Source organism: Leptospira bandrabouensis (genome assembly GCF_004770905.1).
Taxonomy (GTDB): domain Bacteria; phylum Spirochaetota; class Leptospiria; order Leptospirales; family Leptospiraceae; genus Leptospira_A; species Leptospira_A bandrabouensis.
In genome coordinates, this window is record NZ_RQHT01000012.1 from 506,454 (window position 1) to 525,525 (window position 19,072).

Genomic DNA, 19,072 nt, shown 5'->3' on the forward strand with positions numbered 1-19,072 from the left:
GAGCATGAATTTAATCCTTCAAAGAATCCAATCGAGTCAGTTTTTGACATTGATTCCGGCGGTTTTACTTTTTTCCTTTTCTCTTGCCTATCTTTTAAAGTTGGTTTTGCTTCTTTTGTTTTCTACAGAAACAGGAATTAGTGTCGCGGGTGCCAAACCCAAACAAATGCGCCAAGAAGTGATTTTGGCTGTGAGTACCTATGAAGATATAGTCACAGGAAACCTCATTCGGGGCCAAGTATTCGATCCTAATGATGCCACCAAACGCGGGGCAGATGGCACACCCCTTGATCCTGAAATTGCTCAGGACAATGGAGACGATGACCAAATGCTTATCACAGGGACTTTGTCTGGCCATTGGTCCTTTGCTCGTGTTACCATCCGCGAAAAACAAAACAATGATTCCGAAGAATATGGAACAGGGGAGATGGTCGGTGGCTATAAAGTCCAGGCCATTGAACAGCATTATGTGGTATTGAAAAAAGGTGGTTTAAGCCTTCGAGTCAATATCGGGGAAACTCCCGCACAAGCCAAAGAACGAATTCGACCAAAAGATGCAGCAGCTGTTGCCAATTTGGGACCCTCTAGCCAAACCGTCCAAAAAGTTCTTTCCCGTGAGGACGTGAATCGCAAACTCAAAGATCCGAATACTATCTATAAAAATGCAAGGTTTGGCCCACATTTGGTAGACGGAAAGATCGAGGGTTACAAGATCTATCAGGTGGCAAAAGACCATGTCTTTTATGCTCTCGGTGCACGCGGTGGCGATATCATCAGAAGGGTAAATGGAATGCCACTCAACGAAACAGAGAAAATGTTGGAAATTTGGGGATCGATCAAACAGGCCCCGAAAATTACAGTGGATTTAGAAAGACAAGGCAAAATAATCACATATGAATTTATCATTCGGAATTAAAATGAGAAATCGTCTTCCTTTAGTAGTACTTAGTATTTGCCTTTATGTATTTGCGACACCTGGTTTTTCTCAAGAAAAAGGAAAACCAAAGGCCAAAGCGACGTCGCCAGAGCCCGCCAGTTTTACCGCAGATTGGAGAGATACAGAACTCAAAGACTTTTTAATGGGGATGAGTGCCATCATCAAAAGAAACATTTTGATTGATGATGCGGTAAAAGGAAAAAAGATAACGATCATCTCTCAAAAACGAGTGAAAATCGATGATGCTTACGGGTTTATGAAATCCGTTTTAGAAACGCAAGGGTTTGGTCTGATTGAAGAAAATGATCTGATCAAAGTGGTAAAAATAAAAGATGCTCTTGCAAAGTCTCCCATTGTTCGTATAGGAAAAGACCCTGTTTCCGAATCTGAAGTTTCTCTCAACAAAACCATCACTCAAATCGTTCCTTTAGAATATTCGAATGCTGCTGAACTCGAACCCATTCTTAAAAGAGTCACATCTCCAGATACTGATATCATCATTCCTAAAAACCAAAATACTTTGATCTTTTCAGGTTCAACCTCTGATATTAACAAATTACTGAAGTTAGTTGATAATTTGGATGTACGAGTGGATGGCCCAGGATCCATTTCCTCTGCAGGTGATATTCATATTTATACTTTAGAATACAATGAAGCAGAAAAGTTGGCGGCCATTTTGGTAAAATTAGATATGCCGGATGCACCAACAGCGCCGACACAAAGTGGACAACCAGGAGAACCTGGCCCAGATGGAAAACCAAATCCTCCTCCACAACCGGTAGCCCAAGCGCAAAAAATTCCTGGCAAACAAGATAAAATCAAAGCAGTTGCCCATAAAGAATCTAACTCACTGATTGTCACAGCTTCTCCCCAGGAATGGGAAGAAATTAAAAAAATCATAAAAATTCTGGATACACCCAGAAAACAAGTGTTACTGGAAGTGCTGATTGTTGAGCTAAGTTCCACTGACCTTAACGATTTTGGTATCGATTGGCGTTACCAAGAACTTGCGTATGGACAGTTTAACACAGGTCTTGCGGCACAAGGGGGGGTCATCGATAAAAATGGTCGACCCACTAACGTAAATACTTTGTCAGGTTTCTCTCTTGGATTCATACGTCGTGGGGGACAACAAATCATTGGTATTTTAAATGCGAACTCGACCAATGAGAATTTTAACGTATTGTCAGCACCTCAGATTTTGACTTTGGACAACCAAGAAGCAGAGATCAACGTGGGTCAAGATGTTCCTGTGCGAACTCAAAACCGTAACGCTGGTCTCGGTGGTGACAATGCGGTCACTGTGGCAAACTTTGAATACCGTCCTACAGGAATTAAACTAAAGTTCACCCCACATATCAATAAAAACAATCGTATCACTTTAGATCTTTACCAAGAGATCAAAAACGTAGCAGGGATTTCTTCGGAAGCAACAGGGGGAAACCCAACCTTTAACAAACGAGATATTAAAACTACGATCGTTGTGGATAATATCCAGACCATCGTGATTGGGGGATTACTTTCCAATGACAAACAAAAGAAAGTGCAAAAGATCCCAATTTTAGGGGAGATTCCGTTACTAGGAACACTATTCCGAAGGACTACGAATCAAAACCGAAAAACCAATTTAATGGTATTTTTAACACCGCATATTCTAGACGACCGTGATAAATCGGATCGTATTACCATCCAAAAGAAAAATGAACAAGAAAGGATGGTCGACGAACGAGAAAAGAAACTACGATGAGAAAGAGTTTAGGCCAAATCCTTTTAGAAGATGGGATCCTTACCATTAAGGATCTTGAAGATATTTCCAAACAACAGGAAAAAACAAATCTTCCCATCACTCATATCATCCAAAAAAAAGGTCTCGCTTCCGAAACTGATATTTTAAAAGCACTTGCAAAACTCCACCGTATGGAGTTTATCGACAAACTAGAGTTTGTTGGTAACGAAGATGTATTTGGCAAAATTCCCTTAAAACTTGTCCAACGCTCTAAAATTGTACCAGTTTCAGTCAAAGGCAAAAAGGTGGTAGTTGCCACTTGTGATCCGACAGATCTTCATCCAATGGATGATATGAGATCCTTCCTAAAAGGATACGAAATCCAGTTCGTTCTTGCCACCGAAAACGAAATTATGAGAATCATCCATTCTCAATTCGACAAAACTACTGCCGAAGCCAAAGAGATGATGGATGAGATGGATGGAAGTTTTGGGGATCTCTCCGATGCTTTTGAGTCCGATGCACTAGATTTATCCAATGAAGCTCCCATCATCAAGATGGTGAATGTAATTTTGTCACAGGCAGTATCGGAAAGAGCCTCCGATATTCACGTGGAACCCTTTGAAAAATCCGTTGTGGTTCGTTATCGTGTAGATGGGGTTTTACAAAAAGTTCTCAGTCCACCTAAGTCTTATTTGGCGGGTATTTCTACACGTATCAAAATCATGTCGAATTTAAATATTGCGGAAAACCGTTTGCCGCAAGATGGACGGATTAAACTTCGGTTAGCTGGGAAAGATGTGGATGTTCGGGTTTCTATCATCCCTTGTCAGTTTGGAGAACGTATTGTAATGCGTATTCTAAACAAAACAGACCAAAAGTATTCCATTGAAACTATGGGTTTTAATAAAGAAATCCTAAATGATTTTAAACATTTAATCTATAAACCTTATGGAATTATTTTGGTAACAGGTCCCACAGGTTCTGGTAAATCAACGACACTCTATTCTGCACTTTCTGAAATTAATACCGAAGAACGAAATATCATTACTTGCGAAGATCCGGTGGAATACCAAATGGATGGAATTTCCCAGATGCAAATGAATGAAAAAATTGGGCTTACCTTTGCTGCTGGTTTACGTTCGATCCTTCGTCAAGATCCGGATGTTGTGATGGTGGGGGAGATCCGTGATGAGGAAACGGCAAGGATTGCCATCCAAGCTTCCCTTACAGGTCACTTAGTGTTTTCCACCTTACACACCAACGATGCTTCATCGGCTGTCACAAGGCTTGTGGATATGGGGATTGAACCATATCTCATCACAAGTTCTGTGTTAGGTTTTATGGCCCAAAGACTTGTTCGGGTCATTTGTAAGGATTGTAAAACATCATACAAACCAACCGATAAAGACCTAGCCGGTCTTGGAATCCAAAGAAAAGAATTAAAAAATGGTGTTTTATACAGGGGAAAGGGTTGTGCTTCTTGTCTAAATTCCGGATACAAAGGCCGAACTGGTTTGTATGAACTTCTCACCATGAACGATGAAATCAAACGTGCCATTTTGCAAGGGGCAGATGCCAATCGAATTAAAGAAATCGCTTTGAAAAATGGTCTTTCGACTTTGCAGGAATACGGCAAATTTAAGGTGATCGAAGGTGTTACGACTCCAGAAGAGGTCCTTCGGGTTTCTTAATTTTTATGCCACTCTTTACATACGTCGCATTCAATAAAAAGGGCAAAGAAGAAAAAAATATTATCGACGCCCCAAATTTGCAAGCGGCGCGTAACAAACTAAAGGCGAAAGGTCTTTACGTTCGATCAATCCAGGAAGATAGAGAAAAAGAAGAGAGGGAACTATTTCCTTTTTTATCTAAATTATTATATCGGATTCCCAGAAAAGAAGTGGGACTATTTTGTAAACAGTTAGGAACTCTTCTTGGTGCCGGAATTCCTCTAGATAAATGTTTGTTATCGATCATTGACCAAGTAGAGAATATTTACTTCAAAAAAGTTTTGATTGAGATGCGAGCGGACATCACAGAGGGAATGAGTCTTTCTGAGTCCATGAAAAAACATAAAACTGTTTTTCCTGACCAATACCCCAGTTTGATTTCTGTTGGTGAATCGACAGGAAATTACGAAAACACCTTACATCGTTTAGCGGAACTAGAAGAAAAATCCTCTGAATTAAAATCTAAAGTCCAAGTGGCGATGATTTATCCCATGATTATGGGTTTACTTTCACTTGGTGTATCTATCTTCCTACTCGTTGTAGTAATTCCGCAAATTGAACAGTTGTTTGCTTCTTTTGATGCGAAACTTCCTCTACTCACAAGAGCTGTGATATTTTTATCTTATGTTTTAACCAATTATTGGTTTTTTATTTTGGGAGCCCTTGCTGCTGGTTTTCTTGGATTTATGAAATGGAAAAGTTCCGGGGAAGGGAAAAAAACTTGGGATAAATTTCTTTTAAGATTACCCGTGATTGGAACTTTACTTAGAAAAATTTTAGTTTCTAACTTTGCAAGAAACCTATCGATCCTTCTTTTAAACCGAGTGCCACTCATTGTGTCTTTGAATATTGTATCTGATGTTGTGGGCCATACTGTTTTTAAGGAAGAAATTGCCTCTGCCATCGTCAAAATTAAAGAGGGGGGAAAACTTTCTGACTCTTTACAAGGGTCGCAAGTCCTTTCGCAGATGGTTCTTGGGATGCTCAGTGCCGGGGAAGCCTCTGATAAGGTCCCCGAAATGATGAATAAACTCTCGGAAATCTATGAATCCGAGGTGGATACGGCAATAAAATCTTTGACCCAATCATTAGAACCAATGATGATCATTGTAATGGGTGGAATTATTTTTACCATTATGGCGGCGATTATGACGCCAATGTACAAACTAACTCAAGAAATCCAGGGGATGTAGAGTTTATGAAAACTAAAGGGAAACACAGAAAGATTCGTGAGGGATTAACTCTAATTGAGATTACCGTGGTAATGCTCATTTTAGGATCACTTATGGCAATTCTTTACTCCAGTATTGGAAACAGGGGTGAAGGCGAAAAAAAATTGAAGCTGAAAAATGATAGTGCGGTTCTAAAAACTGCATTGGAAAGATATTTAGAAGTGTATGATAAATATCCATCCGAAGAACAAGGTTTACAAGCTTTAATTGAAAAACCGGATGATGATAAAATTGGCGATGATTACGAACCTATTGTTCGTGAAAAAGCAGTTTTAAAGGACCCGTGGAAAACTCCTTACGTATTAAAGTTTGAAGGAGCCGTCCCTCAAATTCTTACATTAGGTGAAGATAAAAAAGAAGGTGGAGAAGGAAAAAATAAAGATTTTAATATCCTTTCACCGGATGATTACCCGGCAGCCTTCCGATAAAATTTCGGTTGTGAAAACCAAACGGAAATTACGCGACGGTCTCACTCTGATTGAGATTGCCGTGGTAATTTCCATCCTTGGTCTGATTATGGTGATTGTCGGAGGATCTCTTCGTAACCTAATCATTCCATCAACAGAAGACATTGCTGTTAAATTACAGGAATCTTTTAAATTCGGATACAACAAAGCTCAGTTAACAAACCAAGCAGTTCTTTTCAAATACGATTTTGAGAAAAGGGAATACCAATTTTTTCTTTTAAAGAGAGAAGAAGGTGGTCTGGAAGAAGAACCAATTTTAAAAAAATCCACACTCCCATTTTATTCCAAAATTGTGAAAGTGCGGGATTTAAATGGAAAACCTAGGTCGGAAGGAAAATTACATATTGTTTTTACCCCGCAAGGTACCACGACCGATTTATTTTTATATGTCGGATCTGATACAGAAATTAAAAGAACCATTCAAATTTACCGGTATGGTGGAAAATTCAAAATCCATAAAACAGAATATTTTCCAGAACCAGAAACAACTCCCATTCAAAAAGTTTCTTATGGCCTCGATGAACGTGATGAACAAGTAGATTCCAATGCAAAACCTCAGTCGAAGTAAACTAAATTCACGAGGATTCACTCTCTTTGAAGTTACAATCGCTATGGCTATGGCTGCGATGGTGATGACTTATACCTATTCTTTGATTGCGGAAGGAATCTCTTATCAGAAAAAAGCAGTTTTGCTGGCGAATGCAGTACACCTTGCCAAAATAAAAATGGCACAAGTGGATTCCTCCACCACTATGCAAACGGATACAACTCGCGGCTCAATTGATGCCTTTCCTGGATATACCTTCGAAACTGAAATTAAAGAAGAAGAAATGGATCTTCTCAAACTTGCTGGCGGACCTAATGCCGATGAACTTCGAAAAAAAGCACCTAAGGATATGTTAGGTGATAAAGACGTTGGATTCAGTGATCTTATGAAAAAAAGAGGTCAGAAAAAAAGTTTTGAGACCGGGGGAGTTCTTAAAGTATTTAGAGTTAAGGTTTCTATCTTTTATATGGATGGGAATAAAAAAGAAACCTATAGTGTGGAAACATTCAGGAGTACAAAATACTAATGACAGCTTTGTGTTTCAACATTGTCGATCAGGGGAAATCAAAATTCCGCAAAGGGTTTACCTTGGTAGAAATCTCCATAGTCGTGATGATTATGGCAGTGATTTTCACGGGAATTTTTTCTGTTTTTTATACGGCCAATAAAATCTCCAAAAAAGGTGCTTCCAATAAAGGTGCCAATAGAAAGGACATTTTATACGCTATGGAGAACATAAGAGGAACTCTTGCCCGTACTTATTTTATCGATAACCAAAAGCGAATTTTATTTGTAGGGAAACAAGACGGTGTGACTGGATCAAGGAATGATCGAGTTGTGTTCGCTACATCGAATCCTAATTCGGAAGAAGAAGGACAAGCTTCTGTCAGGGAAGTTTCTTTTTATTTGCGTAAAATGCCTAATCCAAAAATGGAAGGTTTGTCTTATTTAATTCGCAGGGAAGACGAAATGATCGACACCTTTCCTACGCAAGGTGGCGTGGAACATGTGTTACTTGAAAATGTAAAAAGTTTTCAGATGAAATTTTCGGAACGTGGAGATAAATGGGTAGACGATTGGAATTCTAGGACCGCAAAAAAAATTCCAAGGCTCATTCGATTTGAAATTATATCACTAGTGGGGAATGCCTTTGTTAAATATGAATCGCTTGCGCATCCAGTCATTCTCTTCAAATAAAAAAATAAAAAAGGGATTTATGGTCTATCTGCTTGTGATGGCCATAGGTACCGCTTCTTTATTTACTGCCTCAAAATTCTTTGAAGATGCTGCGACGGAATACCGAGTGGCTCGTTCGCAGGCAGATGGATTTAAGGCACATATGCTTGCCAAAGCAGGGTTTATGGGAGCCGTGGGCGCCTTAAAAAAAATCCCGGAAGAGGTATTATACCAATCGGGTTTGGCGATGGACCCTCCTCCGATTCCGTTAGGGGGTGGTGTGATCTATTACACCATGAGTCCTGAAGATGGCAAAATCAACATTAACTCCCTAGTGAAAATTTATGATGATCAACCGAACCAAAGAACGATAGAGATGGTCACGAGACTTTTTTACCAATTTGGTTTAAAGCGGGAAATGATTTTTCCGATTTTGGATTGGATTGATGAAAACCACCAGGAAACGGGGGGAGGTGCCGAGCAGTATTTCTACAGTAGACTTGTTCCACCTAGAAAAATCAAAAACGCTCCCCTTTATTCCCTCTCAGAACTTCTTAGCGTAAAGGGATTTGATCGTTCTATTGTTTATGAGAGTTTGAAGCCCAAAGATTATGATAAAAATAACTCCAAGGACTTTATGACGGAGGAGGAAAGAGCCCTTCGTTCCGATAAAGATTATGTGCTCTCCAATAATATCACAGCCTATTTGCCTGCGGGTGATTCTTATGATGACCGAATCAATATCAATACGGCACCCTATTTTGTCCTTATCTCCCTTTCTGACTTTATGACCAAACAAGCCGCCATGAAAATTTTGAAACTCAAGTTGCAGAAAGGAGGCTATATTAAAGAATTGAAAGATCTGGAGACCGAACCGGAATTCCAAGTGAAAACTACGGGGGATCTAACTCTGTATAAGGAACTGGCAGGAGAAGGAACCGATGTCTCTGGTGGGCGTATCAAAACCAAAGGCGAAGTGTATAAAATTACAGGGGTTGGAATTATAAAGGATAAAGTGGTTCGTAAGGTTTCTGGGCTTTTTGACCTAACCAACAACCAAATGTTATACTATACTGAAGATTAATTATGTTATCATTTGACCAATACCTAGCTATCGATTATGGTTCCACGTTTCTAAAGGGTGTACTTTTTAAAAAAGTACTCGGGAAAGTTGTGATCCTTCGTACGGAAAGCCTTCCCGTTGTGGAACTTGACGAATCAGAAGGGGACCCCTTCGAATACAATATCATTCGTTTCATTCAAAGTTTTTTTCCGGAAGAAAATAGGTTCCTTCTTAATTTAGGAATCCATAATCTATTTGTTCGTGACCTAACTGTCCCCTTGGTTTCGGAAAAAGCCATTCAGGAAGTTTTGCCCTTTGAAGTCGAAAACCTGGTTCCTTACCCCATGGAAGAATTAGAGGTAATTGGGAAAACTTGGAGGGTCGGTAAAGAAAACTCAGATGTGATTTCTTTTAATGTTCACCATTCGGAACTTCTCCGTGCTTTGAAACCATTTGCTAAGGGTGACCTTTCCTTATCTTGTTTATCTCTTGATTCTTTTGTTTTATCCTCTCTAGTAACAAAGAACTATCCATTGTTAGTTGCCGATAAAACAATATTACAGTTGGATCTGGGCGGCAGATACAGCATTCTTAATGTATTATTCGAGGGCAAACTTCGTCACACCCGACAAATTTATATCGGTGGAGAAGATGTTAGTTTAGAAATAGCTAATTCGCTAAAAATCGAACTAGAAGATGCAAGAGAAATTAAGGAATCTCTTCCATCAGGTTTTCTTTTTGATGACGTAGATAAAGGTGAAGAAACTAAATTTCTTACCAAATTTCATATTTCACAAGTACAATGGAAATCTCTTAGAAAGTTTATATTGGCTAAAATCGAACAACTGATCCATGAAGTAGAAAACAGTATTTTTTCTCTTCCGGAAACGGAAAGGCCAAGTTTGATTCTTCTTTCTGGTGGAGCGAGTTTATACCCAGGGCTTACTGCTTATTTGGAAGAAAAGTTAGGTATCAAAACGGGGCGATATGAATTTTTAGGAATTGCCGATCCAAGTTTTGTAACAGCTGTTGCCACGGGAACTCACTTTGAATCTCGTAACCGCGTCAATTTTTTAGAAACTGGATTTGCGAAAAGAATTCATACCAACAGATTTAAATTATCAGCTTTTAAGCCACATTTAATTCTTGTTAGTATTTCTTTGGTTTTACTTTTAGGTGTGTTTGTCATCGGAATTATTTTAGACAAACGTAAGATTTCTGCTAACAAAAAAGTATTAATAGAAAAGTACAAAAATGGAATTGGTGGGGAACTAGGGGAAGACGACGATCCGCTAGCAGAGGCCAGTAAAAAGTTAAAAGCCGAACGTAAAAAAACGGAAATTTACCGTTTGTTTCTTTCTCAGGAAAGTGTTTTGGATGTTTTGAATGAAGCCACCGAACAGTTTCCTTCTCCAGAAGTTTTGCCTTTCATTTTGGATCAATTTAACTTTGAGGAAAAGGAAATTCAAATTTACGGTCGTGTGAACGAGTTTGGTGAAATTGGTACCATCCAATCAGCACTCGAAAAGTCTGAAAAATTTACCAATATACAAATTCAAAACAAAAGACTGATCACCGGGGTCAATAAATTCAAAGTTAGCTTTAAAATCAAAATGGATGTTGTGACTCCAAAGGATGAACCATAATGTTTGATCGTTTGAATGAGAGAGAACGTGTCTTAGTCATAGGTTTAGTTAGCTTTGTGGCACTTCTTGGGATTTATACTATTATTACTCTTTTTTCTGATTTAAGAAATAGTCTTACGGAAGAAATTTTTGAAACTAGATCCCAAGCAACAGAACTAGATCGCATCATTCGTGAGTATAATTATTTACGTGGATTACAATCGGGCGGAAGTGAAGAAGATGTGAGTGTGATGTATTCGAAACTGGATCAAATTTTAGTTCGATACAACCTCAAAGATAAAGTCCAAACCATGAAGGATACAAGTAATGTCATCCAAAAGGACTATAATAAAATTACAATTGATGTATCCTTTCGATCAGTGCTCTTGCAAGATGTAATTAAACTTGTTTACGATATCGAAAAAAACAAACAAATCCAAGCAAAAGTAGACTTACTAAGTTTTCGAAAACCATTTGCTGAAAAAGAAATTTACGATGTGAATCTAAAAGTTTCTTCGTATAGCCGATTGACCAAAGGGAAATAATATGCCAAAAGAAGAAGAGTTGGAAGAAGATTTCCTCACAGAAGAAGATAATGAAATTCAAGAAAGTCTTCTAGAAGACGATGATGATTTGTTTGATGAGGATGGTGACGAAGAACATTCTAAAGTAAACCGCAAACAAGTGTTAACTTTGGTGGGGATTGCCTTTGTTTCTTTTCTAGTATTTACTTTATTTATTTTTCCTTTAAATGAAATAGTGCGTTCTATACTCATCAAAACGGGGAAAGAAACTGGAATTTTTTTGGATGCCAAAGAGATTCATTTTCCTGTGATCGGACGTAAGTCTTTTGATAGTTTTATTGCTAGTTTTCCTTCGGGAACTTCGGTCAAAGCAGAGGAAATCAGTTTAGGTGTTTCTCTACTTGGGCTTCTTCAGTCAAAATTAGAAGGTGATGCCAATATTGGTTATTTTAGTTTTGAAGGGAGTGAATGGGCTATGAGTATCCAAACTTTGGACATCCCGCTTCGTCTTTCTCCGATTGACGATAAAATTACGAAATGGAATGGAGAAGGGGAGATTGAACTTTCTGGTGGAAAGATCAAAGAGTCTGCTGAAATTCCTTTTTTAGGAAGTTTAAAAGGAACTGACATTCGTAAGGCGAATATTGTATTTAAAATTCGTTCTGGAAAGTTACTTTTGGAACGGGGCAGTTTGGAATCTTCTCTAGCTAAATTTCAATTCCAAGGTGTGATTCGTCTCTCAGACACTTTATCGTATTCCCAATTAGATCTTAAGGTTTGTTTTACTTTGACTGAAAAATTTGCTCAGGAACGCCAGGACTTAGTGGGAATGGTGGCCTTACTTCCGCAGGAAGGGGGAAAAACTTGTATCCCGATTCGTGGAACTTTTTCTTCTCCTAAAGTGGATCTTCCCAACTTAAATCAGTTAGGTGGTAGTGCTCCAAAGGCAGAAGAGACTTCCATCGAACCGGCACCAGTCCCTTAAGTTTTTATCTTAGTATCTTCCAATTGATATGATAGGACGGATCTCTTGAAAGAATGTGATTCTGTTCTCTTAATGGATTACTATCGTCATCCTTTCTCCGAATATTAAAATTTCCTAACTAGATTCTCTAGATTGTAATTGATTGATAATTCATCTCGCAAAATGCATACTGTGCTTGTGGGCTACACGGAGGATTCGTTCAGATTTCAAATTTAGCAGAGAGGCAAAAGAGATAAAAAAAGAGACCTAAGGGTTTTTGTCCCAAAGATCTCTTTTTGTACCCACTCTAAACTCGGATCGAAACAACCAGAGTTTAGGATTTTGATTGGAGTTTAGATTTTACGAACAACCAGTTGTGGATCCACAAGAGATACACTTCAGACAAGCTCCGTTACGAACCATTTGGAAGGAACCGCATTCTGTACAGGAATCTCCTGTATATCCTTTGGTTCTCGCTTCTCCAATGATTTTGAGAGTTGCCGCTGCCGATTGCGCAGCTGTTGGTGGTGTTCCGCCTGCGACTGCCACAGCTTCCGGTTTTTCTTCCAAAACAGATTTCATGGAAATGGGCGAAACTTGTAGCGGAACGCGAAGTCCGCTACTTTCCTGCTTTCCCACTAGATCCTTTGTCGGATCTGCTTTTCTTCCTACTTCATCGGTTCTTAGATCCTCGGGAGATACTTGTGCCAAGTCGTATCTTCCCAGGTAGGTAATGGCAAGTTCTCTAAAGATGTAATCGATCACAGAAGTTGACATCTTAATATGAGGGTTGCCTGAAACCATACCGTTTGGCTCAAACTTGAAGAAAGTGAATGCCTCGACAAATTCTTCTAGTGGAACTCCATGTTGTAAACCAAGAGAAACTGCGATCGCAAACGCATTCGTAAGGGAACGGAAAGCGGCTCCTTCTTTATGCATATCGATAAAGATTTCACCGAGTTGGCCATCTTCGTATTCTCCTGTGCGAAGGTATACTTTGTGACCACCTACCATTGCTTTTTGTGTATAACCTGCACGACGGTGAGGAAGTTTTCTTCTTTCCGCAATGTATTTATAAACAAGTTTTTCCGCCACTTCCGTTACCGTTTTCGGAGCAGAAGAAGTTTGAAGTTCTTCCTCTTCCTCACCCACAGCACTTAACAACTGGAATACGGAGTTAAGTGGTTGTGAAAGTTTAGATCCATCACGGTAAAGTGCGTTTGCTTTGATCATCACTTTCCAAGACATGAGGTATGCGTTTTTCACATCCTCGATGGTTGCCTCCTCAGGAAGGTTGATCGTTTTGGAGATCGCACCCGAAATGAATGGTTGTGCCGCAGCCATAATTCGGATATGTGATTGATAAGATAAGAAACGTTTTCCGTATTTTCCACATTTGTTTGCACAATCAAAAACTGCGAGATCCTTCTCTTTGATAAAAGGTGCGTTTTCAATAGTCATGGTTCCACAAACATAATCATTTGCTTGCGAAATCTCATCTGCTGTAAATCCAAGAGTTTCCAAAAGATTAAAACCCATAGAGTTATAAACTGCAGGGTCAATTCCTAAAGTTTTGGAAAGGAAATCTTCACCTAACGTGAATTTGTTGAACGCAAATTGGATATCAAAAACAAATGGAAGTTGTTTTTCGAGTTTTTCTAATACATCTTCTGTAAAACCTTTTTCTTTCAAACGAGCTGTGTTGACACCAGGTGCTCCGTTAAAAGTAGCATGGCCTTTACAGTAGTTCACAATGGCATCTTGTTCTGCTTGACTATACCCAAGTTTTTTAAGAGCCGCAGGAACGGATTGGTTGATGATTTTGAAGTATCCACCACCAGCTAATTTTTTGTATTTCACGAGAGCAAAGTCTGGTTCGATACCTGTGGTGTCACAGTCCATGACAAGACCAATGGTTCCCGTTGGTGCAATCACAGTCACTTGTGCGTTACGGTATCCGTACAATTCACCAAGTTCCAAGGCTCTGTCGGAATCTTCTTTCGCTGCTTCGAGTAAGTAGGAAGGAAGAAAAGACGGATTGATTCCCACTGGAGTGATGGTTAGGCCTTCGTATTCTTCTTTTGGTGCATTGTAAGCAGCACGTCTGTGGTTACGAATCACACGTAGCATGTGGTTTTTATTTTTTTCGTATCCTGCAAATGGTCCGAGTTCTTTTGCCATCTCCGCTGAAGTAGCATAAGAAGTCATATGCATGATGGAAGTAATCGCACCAGTCACAGCCATCGCTTCTTGTGAATCATAAGGAATACCCATGATCATGAGAAGAGAACCAAGGTTTGCATATCCCAGTCCTAAAGTTCTAAACTTGTAAGAGAGTTCTGCAATTTCTTTGGAAGGGAACTGGGCCATAAGCACAGATACTTCTAAGATGATGGTCCAAATTTTGTTTAAGTAACGGTATCCCGCGACATCAAAACTTCCATCTTCTTTTAAGAATTTAACAAGGTTTGCTGACGCTAAGTTACATGCCGTATTGTCGAGGAACATATACTCAGAACATGGGTTCGATGCATTGATCGCACCGTCTTCTGGACAAGTATGCCATTCGTTGATGGTGCTATGATATTGTGTTCCTGGGTCTGCAGAGTTCCAAGCGGCATTCGCAATTCTTTCCCAAAGATCCCGCGCACGTAAAGTTTTAGAAGGTTTTGCTTCTCTGTTTGCGGCCTTTGCTTTTTCTTTTTCCGTTCTGTTATAAAGGTGGAAAGGGAGGTCTTTTTCCACTGCTTCCATAAACTCATTTGTGATTCGCACGGAGTTATTGGAGTTTTGTCCAGAAACAGTATTATAAGCTTCGGATTGCCAATCAGTGGTCAATTCTTCAAAGAGTAAGTCTTTGTAACCTTGTTTGGAAAGGTCAATCACTCGTTTGATATAGTTGTCTGGAACAAATGCTTTTCTTGCTTTTTGGATCGCTTTTTTGAGATCTACATTGGCAGTTGGGTCGTAAGCCGCTTCTTCACCAAGTGTTTGTTTGGCGGAAGAACAAGCGCTCATAATATCGTTTAAGAGGCGGTTATTGAGAATGGATCCTGTAACAAGGGATGCCACTTTTTTCTCTTCTTGTACTTTCCAATCAATGAACTCTTCGATGTCTGGATGGTCCATATCAAGACAAACCATCTTCGCCGCACGACGAGTGGTTCCTCCTGATTTGATGGCTCCTGCAGCTCTGTCCCCAATTTTAAGGAAAGACATGAGCCCAGAACTTTTTCCACCGCCAGAGAGAGATTCATTGGCAGCACGTAAGTTAGAAAAGTTAGTTCCTGTTCCTGATCCGTATTTGAAAAGACGTGCTTCGCGAACCCAAAGATCCATGATTCCGCCTTCATTGACTAAATCATCATCCACAGATTGGATGAAACAGGCATGGGGTTGTGGGTGTTCGTAAGAAGAGGCTGATCTTACTAGTTTTCCTGATTTTGGATCCACATAGTAGTGGCCTTGTGATTTTCCATCAATTCCATACGCCCAGTGGAGTCCTGTATTGAACCACTGTGGGGAATTGGGTGCAGCCATTTGGCTTGCGAGCATAAAAATAACTTCTTCATAGAAAACACGAGCGCTATCTTCATCGGTAAAATAACCGTGTTTATAACCCCAATACGTCCAACATCCCGCAAGGCGGTGGAACACTTGTTTGGAGTCTGATTCTCCCACAAATCTGTCTTCAGGATTGAGAGCGGAAAGTTTTTCATCATCAGGAACCGAACGTTGTAACCATTCAGGAATTCCTTTTTCCGCTACCTTCTTTAAATATTTGGGAACACCTTTTCTTCGAAAGTATTTCTGCGCGAGGATATCTGTTGCCACCTGCGACCAAAAATCCGGAACTTCCACTCCGTTGGCCTCAAATACAACTGACCCGTCCGTATTCGTAATTTTAGAATCCTTACGGACCCAAGTTAAATTCGGGTAAAGACCCGTATTCCCTTTGGTAAAATGCCTCTCAATTTTCATGCAGACCCCATCTACAACAACATATACAATTTCTATTTTTTCCTCTACCAGGAGCGGAGAGGATTATGTCACAATGAAGGTATCTTTGGTTGGAAACATCCATTTTTTCTCTTGAGGTTCCCTCGTTTCTTAGAATTTTTTCAAAATTTCTGTAGGCTCTGAAAGTTTTTTTTCGTTGACCTAGCGACCTTCCTACGTAGCATGGTCACAGATTCGAGATTCCCCTTTAGCTCAGTCGGTAGAGCAAATGACTGTTAATCATTGGGTCGCTGGTTCGAGCCCAGCAGGGGGAGCGGTCTCGAGGTTGTTCTCATTTTGAGTTCCTTCCTTACCAAAAATTTTTTTTTAAAACTCCCGAAAATCTTAGATATTTCCCTCAAACTTTCACCAAATTTCTCATTATCAATCTGTTTTTTTCTAGTTTTTACGGGTTTTCCCTGGACCTCCCTCGGTTTGTCAGCCAGTGATGGGGTTTTACCAGACACAAATACTCTGCTTTTGAAATCAGAACAAATTTTATTTATCACGGCTAGTCCAGGGGAAACGAAGGGAAATTTACATTTTTACACGGTAGAGGAAGGGGAATGGATACCCGTTTTTGAAAATATTCCTGTGCAACTTGGTAAAAATGGAACCACTCCTGCAGAAAAAAAAAGAGAAGGGGATGGTCACACTCCTGCAAATATTTTTCCGATTCAAAGGGTTTTGGGTAGAGATAAAAGAGAAATCCGAAATTTAGAATACACTAAAATTCAAAAATACCATCATTGGAGTGATTCCTCTAATTCAAAACATTATAACCAACTTATAAAACATAAAGAGAAGGGTGCGGTCTCACTATGGGATTCTGAAATTTACGAATTATTTGTTGTGATTGAGCACAATACAAAACCTGCAGTACCCGGTTTTGGAAGTATGATTTTTTTACATCCGTGGAATGAGGACAAACCCACATCTGGTTGTGTGGGAGTTTCTAAAGATATTTTAGAAACCATTGTGTCTAAGTTAGACGGTAAAAAATATCCTAGTTTAGTAATTAAAATTTTAGAATAAAAAAACTTTGGCCACCGATCGTAGTGGAAATCCTTTGCGAAAGCAAAGATTGGAACGGAGAGCGGGATCGCTTTTTTAATGGAACTTTTGTGAAAGGATACAAATGGCGAGGCGCAAAAAAAAGAGAAAAGACTAAAATCATTTGCAACTATCGATTTTAGGTTGGTTGGTCAGTGAAAAAAAAGACCGGCATTGAAATTCAATACCGGCAGAAATGTTGTTTAGGATTTTAAAAAAGTTAGAAAGAATGCAGAGCAAAGTCTTTGTAGTCGGGAGTTTTCATTTCCTTTTCCCAACGACTCCAAGTGTAAGGCCACATCGCAGGATCACCATCTGGGTCTAAATACCAACTTTGGCATCCACCGAGCCAAACAGTATTTTTCATACCAGCTTTGAGGTAGGCTGCGAAATCTTTTAATGCTTCCTCTGTGGTTTCAATTTCATCAAATTTCTTTTTTCTCCAATCGTTTATGATTTTCAAAATATATTTGGTTTGTACTTCACTCATCGCAATGACAGAGAAGTTCCCAATAGGAGTATTTGGTCCGAGCATGAGAACAAAATTGGGGAAATGTGGAATAAATAAAGACCTATAGGCTTGGACTTTCTTTTTCCAAACAGTATCAATAGAGACTCCATCTTTTCCAGTGAGGTTCATGGGTCGCATAAAATTAAACGGATGAAATCCTGTGGCAAGAATCAAAACATCCAGTTCGTGGAGTTTTCCATCTTTAGTCACAACTCCTTTCTCCGTAATTTTTTCGATCCCTTCCGTCACCAAATCAGCATTAGGTTTTTGGATGGCATCATAGAATGTTGAATTAACGATCACACGTTTACATCCAACACGGTAATTAGGTGTTAATTTTGCGCGTAAAACTGGATCCTTAACAGAATTTTTTAAATTTCTTTTACAAAGAAAACTCATTAGCAAATGAGGAATTTTTTTACCAATCACCGCTTTGGAAAAAGTTTGTTCTACAGCAAAAGTATACCATCTGTGAAAACGTTTGAGTATGTTAATGTCTTTTCTCCAACGTTCTTTGTCTTTTTCAGTGTAATCGGTGTCAGGAACACGAACAATCCACTGCGGAGTTCTTTGGAAAACGGAAACTTTTTTTCCCAGTTTCATGATTTCGGGAATGACTTGGGCCGCTGTGGAACCTGTGCCTATGATCCCGATTCTTTTTCCATTTAGATCCACTGAATGATCCCACTCAGCTGTGTGAAAACATTTTCCTTGGAAAGTATCGAGTCCTGGAATGTTGGGGCGGGCAGGGTGGTGTAAAATTCCCGTAGCCGAAATTAAAAAATCGGAAACGTAAGTTTTTCCCTGATTTGTTTTTGTGGTCCACTTACCTTTGTTATAGGATGCTTCCGAAACTGCTTCATTAAAATGGATTTTGGGAGTAACCTTGTATTTATCACTGACTCGTTTAAAATAAGCTTGGATTTCATCTCCGTGAGCAAACCTGTGACTCCACTCAGGATTTGGTTCAAAACTATAAGTATACATATGAGCAGGAATGTCGCAGGCAACACCCGGATATGTATTTTCTCTCCATGTACCACCAAGATCACTTTTTTTCTCTAAGATGGTAATGTCTGTGATCCCTGCTTTTTCTAATTCAATCGCAAGCAGGATTCCGGTCATACCGGCACCGATGACCACAACAGAAGGATTTCTAAGGATGGGTGCTGTCATTTGTTTCCTCATTTCGTAATTTGTTCGAACTTTCTTATGAGAACATTGTTCCGAAATTCGCAACTGAGAGTGAATGACATCGGTTTGGGATTTGTTTGCAATAAAAAAAACATATGTGTGATAAAAAAGGAAAAACAAATTTTTGATTTAGAATCATAGTGATTCTAAAAATATTCCAATTGAACACGGCACTGGTTTGTTCAATTGGGTTTTCACCTAAATATTGTTAGTTTTTTTATTGCCATTCTCCTGGTTTTCCTTTGACTCTCAAGTCCACCGAGATTAAAAGGAAAGGTTTCTTTTGATGATTCCCTAAATCTTTCCCTTTGCAGAAACATT

Annotated in this window: 15 protein-coding genes and 1 tRNA gene; 14 read left to right on the top strand and 2 right to left on the bottom strand. The window is 39.3% G+C overall.

Annotated elements, in window-relative coordinates; all coding sequences use genetic code 11:
* The first annotated feature begins 4 nt into the window (after window positions 1-4).
* The 12 genes from EHR07_RS06105 to gspN are packed head-to-tail and all read left to right on the top strand — an operon-like array spanning window position 5 to window position 12,015.
* The gene (locus EHR07_RS06105; protein WP_135744248.1) at window positions 5-916 is read left to right on the top strand and encodes a general secretion pathway protein GspC; all 912 of its coding nucleotides are present in this window, start codon (window positions 5-7) and stop codon (window positions 914-916) included.
* Between the two features lies 1 nt (window position 917).
* Window positions 918-2,684, top strand: coding sequence for a type II secretion system secretin GspD (gene gspD, locus EHR07_RS06110; protein WP_135744249.1), 1,767 nt, complete (start codon window positions 918-920; stop codon window positions 2,682-2,684).
* Entirely contained in the window at window positions 2,681-4,357 is a 1,677-nt protein-coding gene (gspE, locus tag EHR07_RS06115) for a type II secretion system ATPase GspE (protein ID WP_135744250.1), read from the top strand. Before gspD ends, gspE begins: the two co-directional genes overlap by 4 nt.
* Before the next feature lie 5 nt (window positions 4,358-4,362).
* Window positions 4,363-5,589 carry a type II secretion system F family protein gene (locus EHR07_RS06120; RefSeq protein WP_135744251.1) on the top strand — a complete coding sequence of 409 codons (1,227 nt, stop codon included), beginning with the start codon at window positions 4,363-4,365 and terminating at the stop codon, window positions 5,587-5,589.
* 5 nt (window positions 5,590-5,594) lie between these two features.
* Window positions 5,595-6,056, top strand: a complete 462-nt coding sequence (locus EHR07_RS06125) for a type II secretion system protein GspG (RefSeq protein WP_035983713.1) — start codon at window positions 5,595-5,597, stop codon at window positions 6,054-6,056.
* A gap of 10 nt (window positions 6,057-6,066) precedes the next feature.
* Complete coding sequence (locus tag EHR07_RS06130) at window positions 6,067-6,663, top strand: pilus assembly FimT family protein (RefSeq protein WP_265397362.1); 597 nt, start codon at window positions 6,067-6,069, stop codon at window positions 6,661-6,663.
* Window positions 6,641-7,168, top strand: coding sequence for a prepilin-type N-terminal cleavage/methylation domain-containing protein (locus EHR07_RS06135; protein WP_135744252.1), 528 nt, complete (start codon window positions 6,641-6,643; stop codon window positions 7,166-7,168). The genes EHR07_RS06130 and EHR07_RS06135 overlap by 23 nt, the downstream gene beginning before the upstream one ends.
* Window positions 7,168-7,839, top strand: coding sequence for a type II secretion system protein GspJ (locus EHR07_RS06140; protein WP_135744253.1), 672 nt, complete (start codon window positions 7,168-7,170; stop codon window positions 7,837-7,839). Before EHR07_RS06135 ends, EHR07_RS06140 begins: the two co-directional genes overlap by 1 nt.
* Window positions 7,802-8,902, top strand: a complete 1,101-nt coding sequence (locus EHR07_RS06145; RefSeq protein WP_238753985.1) for a type II secretion system minor pseudopilin — start codon at window positions 7,802-7,804, stop codon at window positions 8,900-8,902. Before EHR07_RS06140 ends, EHR07_RS06145 begins: the two co-directional genes overlap by 38 nt.
* A 2-nt stretch (window positions 8,903-8,904) precedes the next feature.
* Window positions 8,905-10,527, top strand: a complete 1,623-nt coding sequence (locus tag EHR07_RS06150; protein ID WP_135744254.1) for a cell division protein FtsA — start codon at window positions 8,905-8,907, stop codon at window positions 10,525-10,527.
* On the top strand, window positions 10,527-11,051 hold the full coding sequence (locus EHR07_RS06155; RefSeq protein ID WP_135744255.1) for a hypothetical protein: 525 nt from the start codon (window positions 10,527-10,529) through the stop codon (window positions 11,049-11,051). Before EHR07_RS06150 ends, EHR07_RS06155 begins: the two co-directional genes overlap by 1 nt.
* Window position 11,052: 1 nt before the next feature.
* Complete coding sequence (gene gspN, locus EHR07_RS06160) at window positions 11,053-12,015, top strand: type II secretion system protein GspN (RefSeq protein ID WP_135744256.1); 963 nt, start codon at window positions 11,053-11,055, stop codon at window positions 12,013-12,015.
* A 339-nt stretch (window positions 12,016-12,354) separates the two neighbouring features.
* Here gspN and EHR07_RS06165 read toward each other — a convergent pair whose 3' ends face one another.
* The gene (locus EHR07_RS06165; protein WP_135744257.1) at window positions 12,355-15,975 is read right to left on the bottom strand and encodes a vitamin B12-dependent ribonucleotide reductase; all 3,621 of its coding nucleotides are present in this window, start codon (window positions 15,973-15,975) and stop codon (window positions 12,355-12,357) included.
* Between the two features lie 220 nt (window positions 15,976-16,195).
* Between EHR07_RS06165 and EHR07_RS06170 the strand changes: the two genes are divergently transcribed.
* Both EHR07_RS06170 and EHR07_RS06175 read left to right on the top strand, forming a co-directional pair.
* Window positions 16,196-16,268: transfer RNA gene (locus EHR07_RS06170), tRNA-Asn, on the top strand.
* Window positions 16,269-16,428: 160 nt separating this feature from the next.
* The gene (locus EHR07_RS06175; RefSeq protein WP_244288918.1) at window positions 16,429-17,028 is read left to right on the top strand and encodes a L,D-transpeptidase family protein; all 600 of its coding nucleotides are present in this window, start codon (window positions 16,429-16,431) and stop codon (window positions 17,026-17,028) included.
* A gap of 238 nt (window positions 17,029-17,266) precedes the next feature.
* Here the strand turns inward: EHR07_RS06175 and EHR07_RS06180 are convergent, their stop codons facing one another.
* Complete coding sequence (locus tag EHR07_RS06180) at window positions 17,267-18,733, bottom strand: flavin-containing monooxygenase (protein ID WP_135744259.1); 1,467 nt, start codon at window positions 18,731-18,733, stop codon at window positions 17,267-17,269.
* Window positions 18,734-19,072 lie beyond the last annotated feature (339 nt).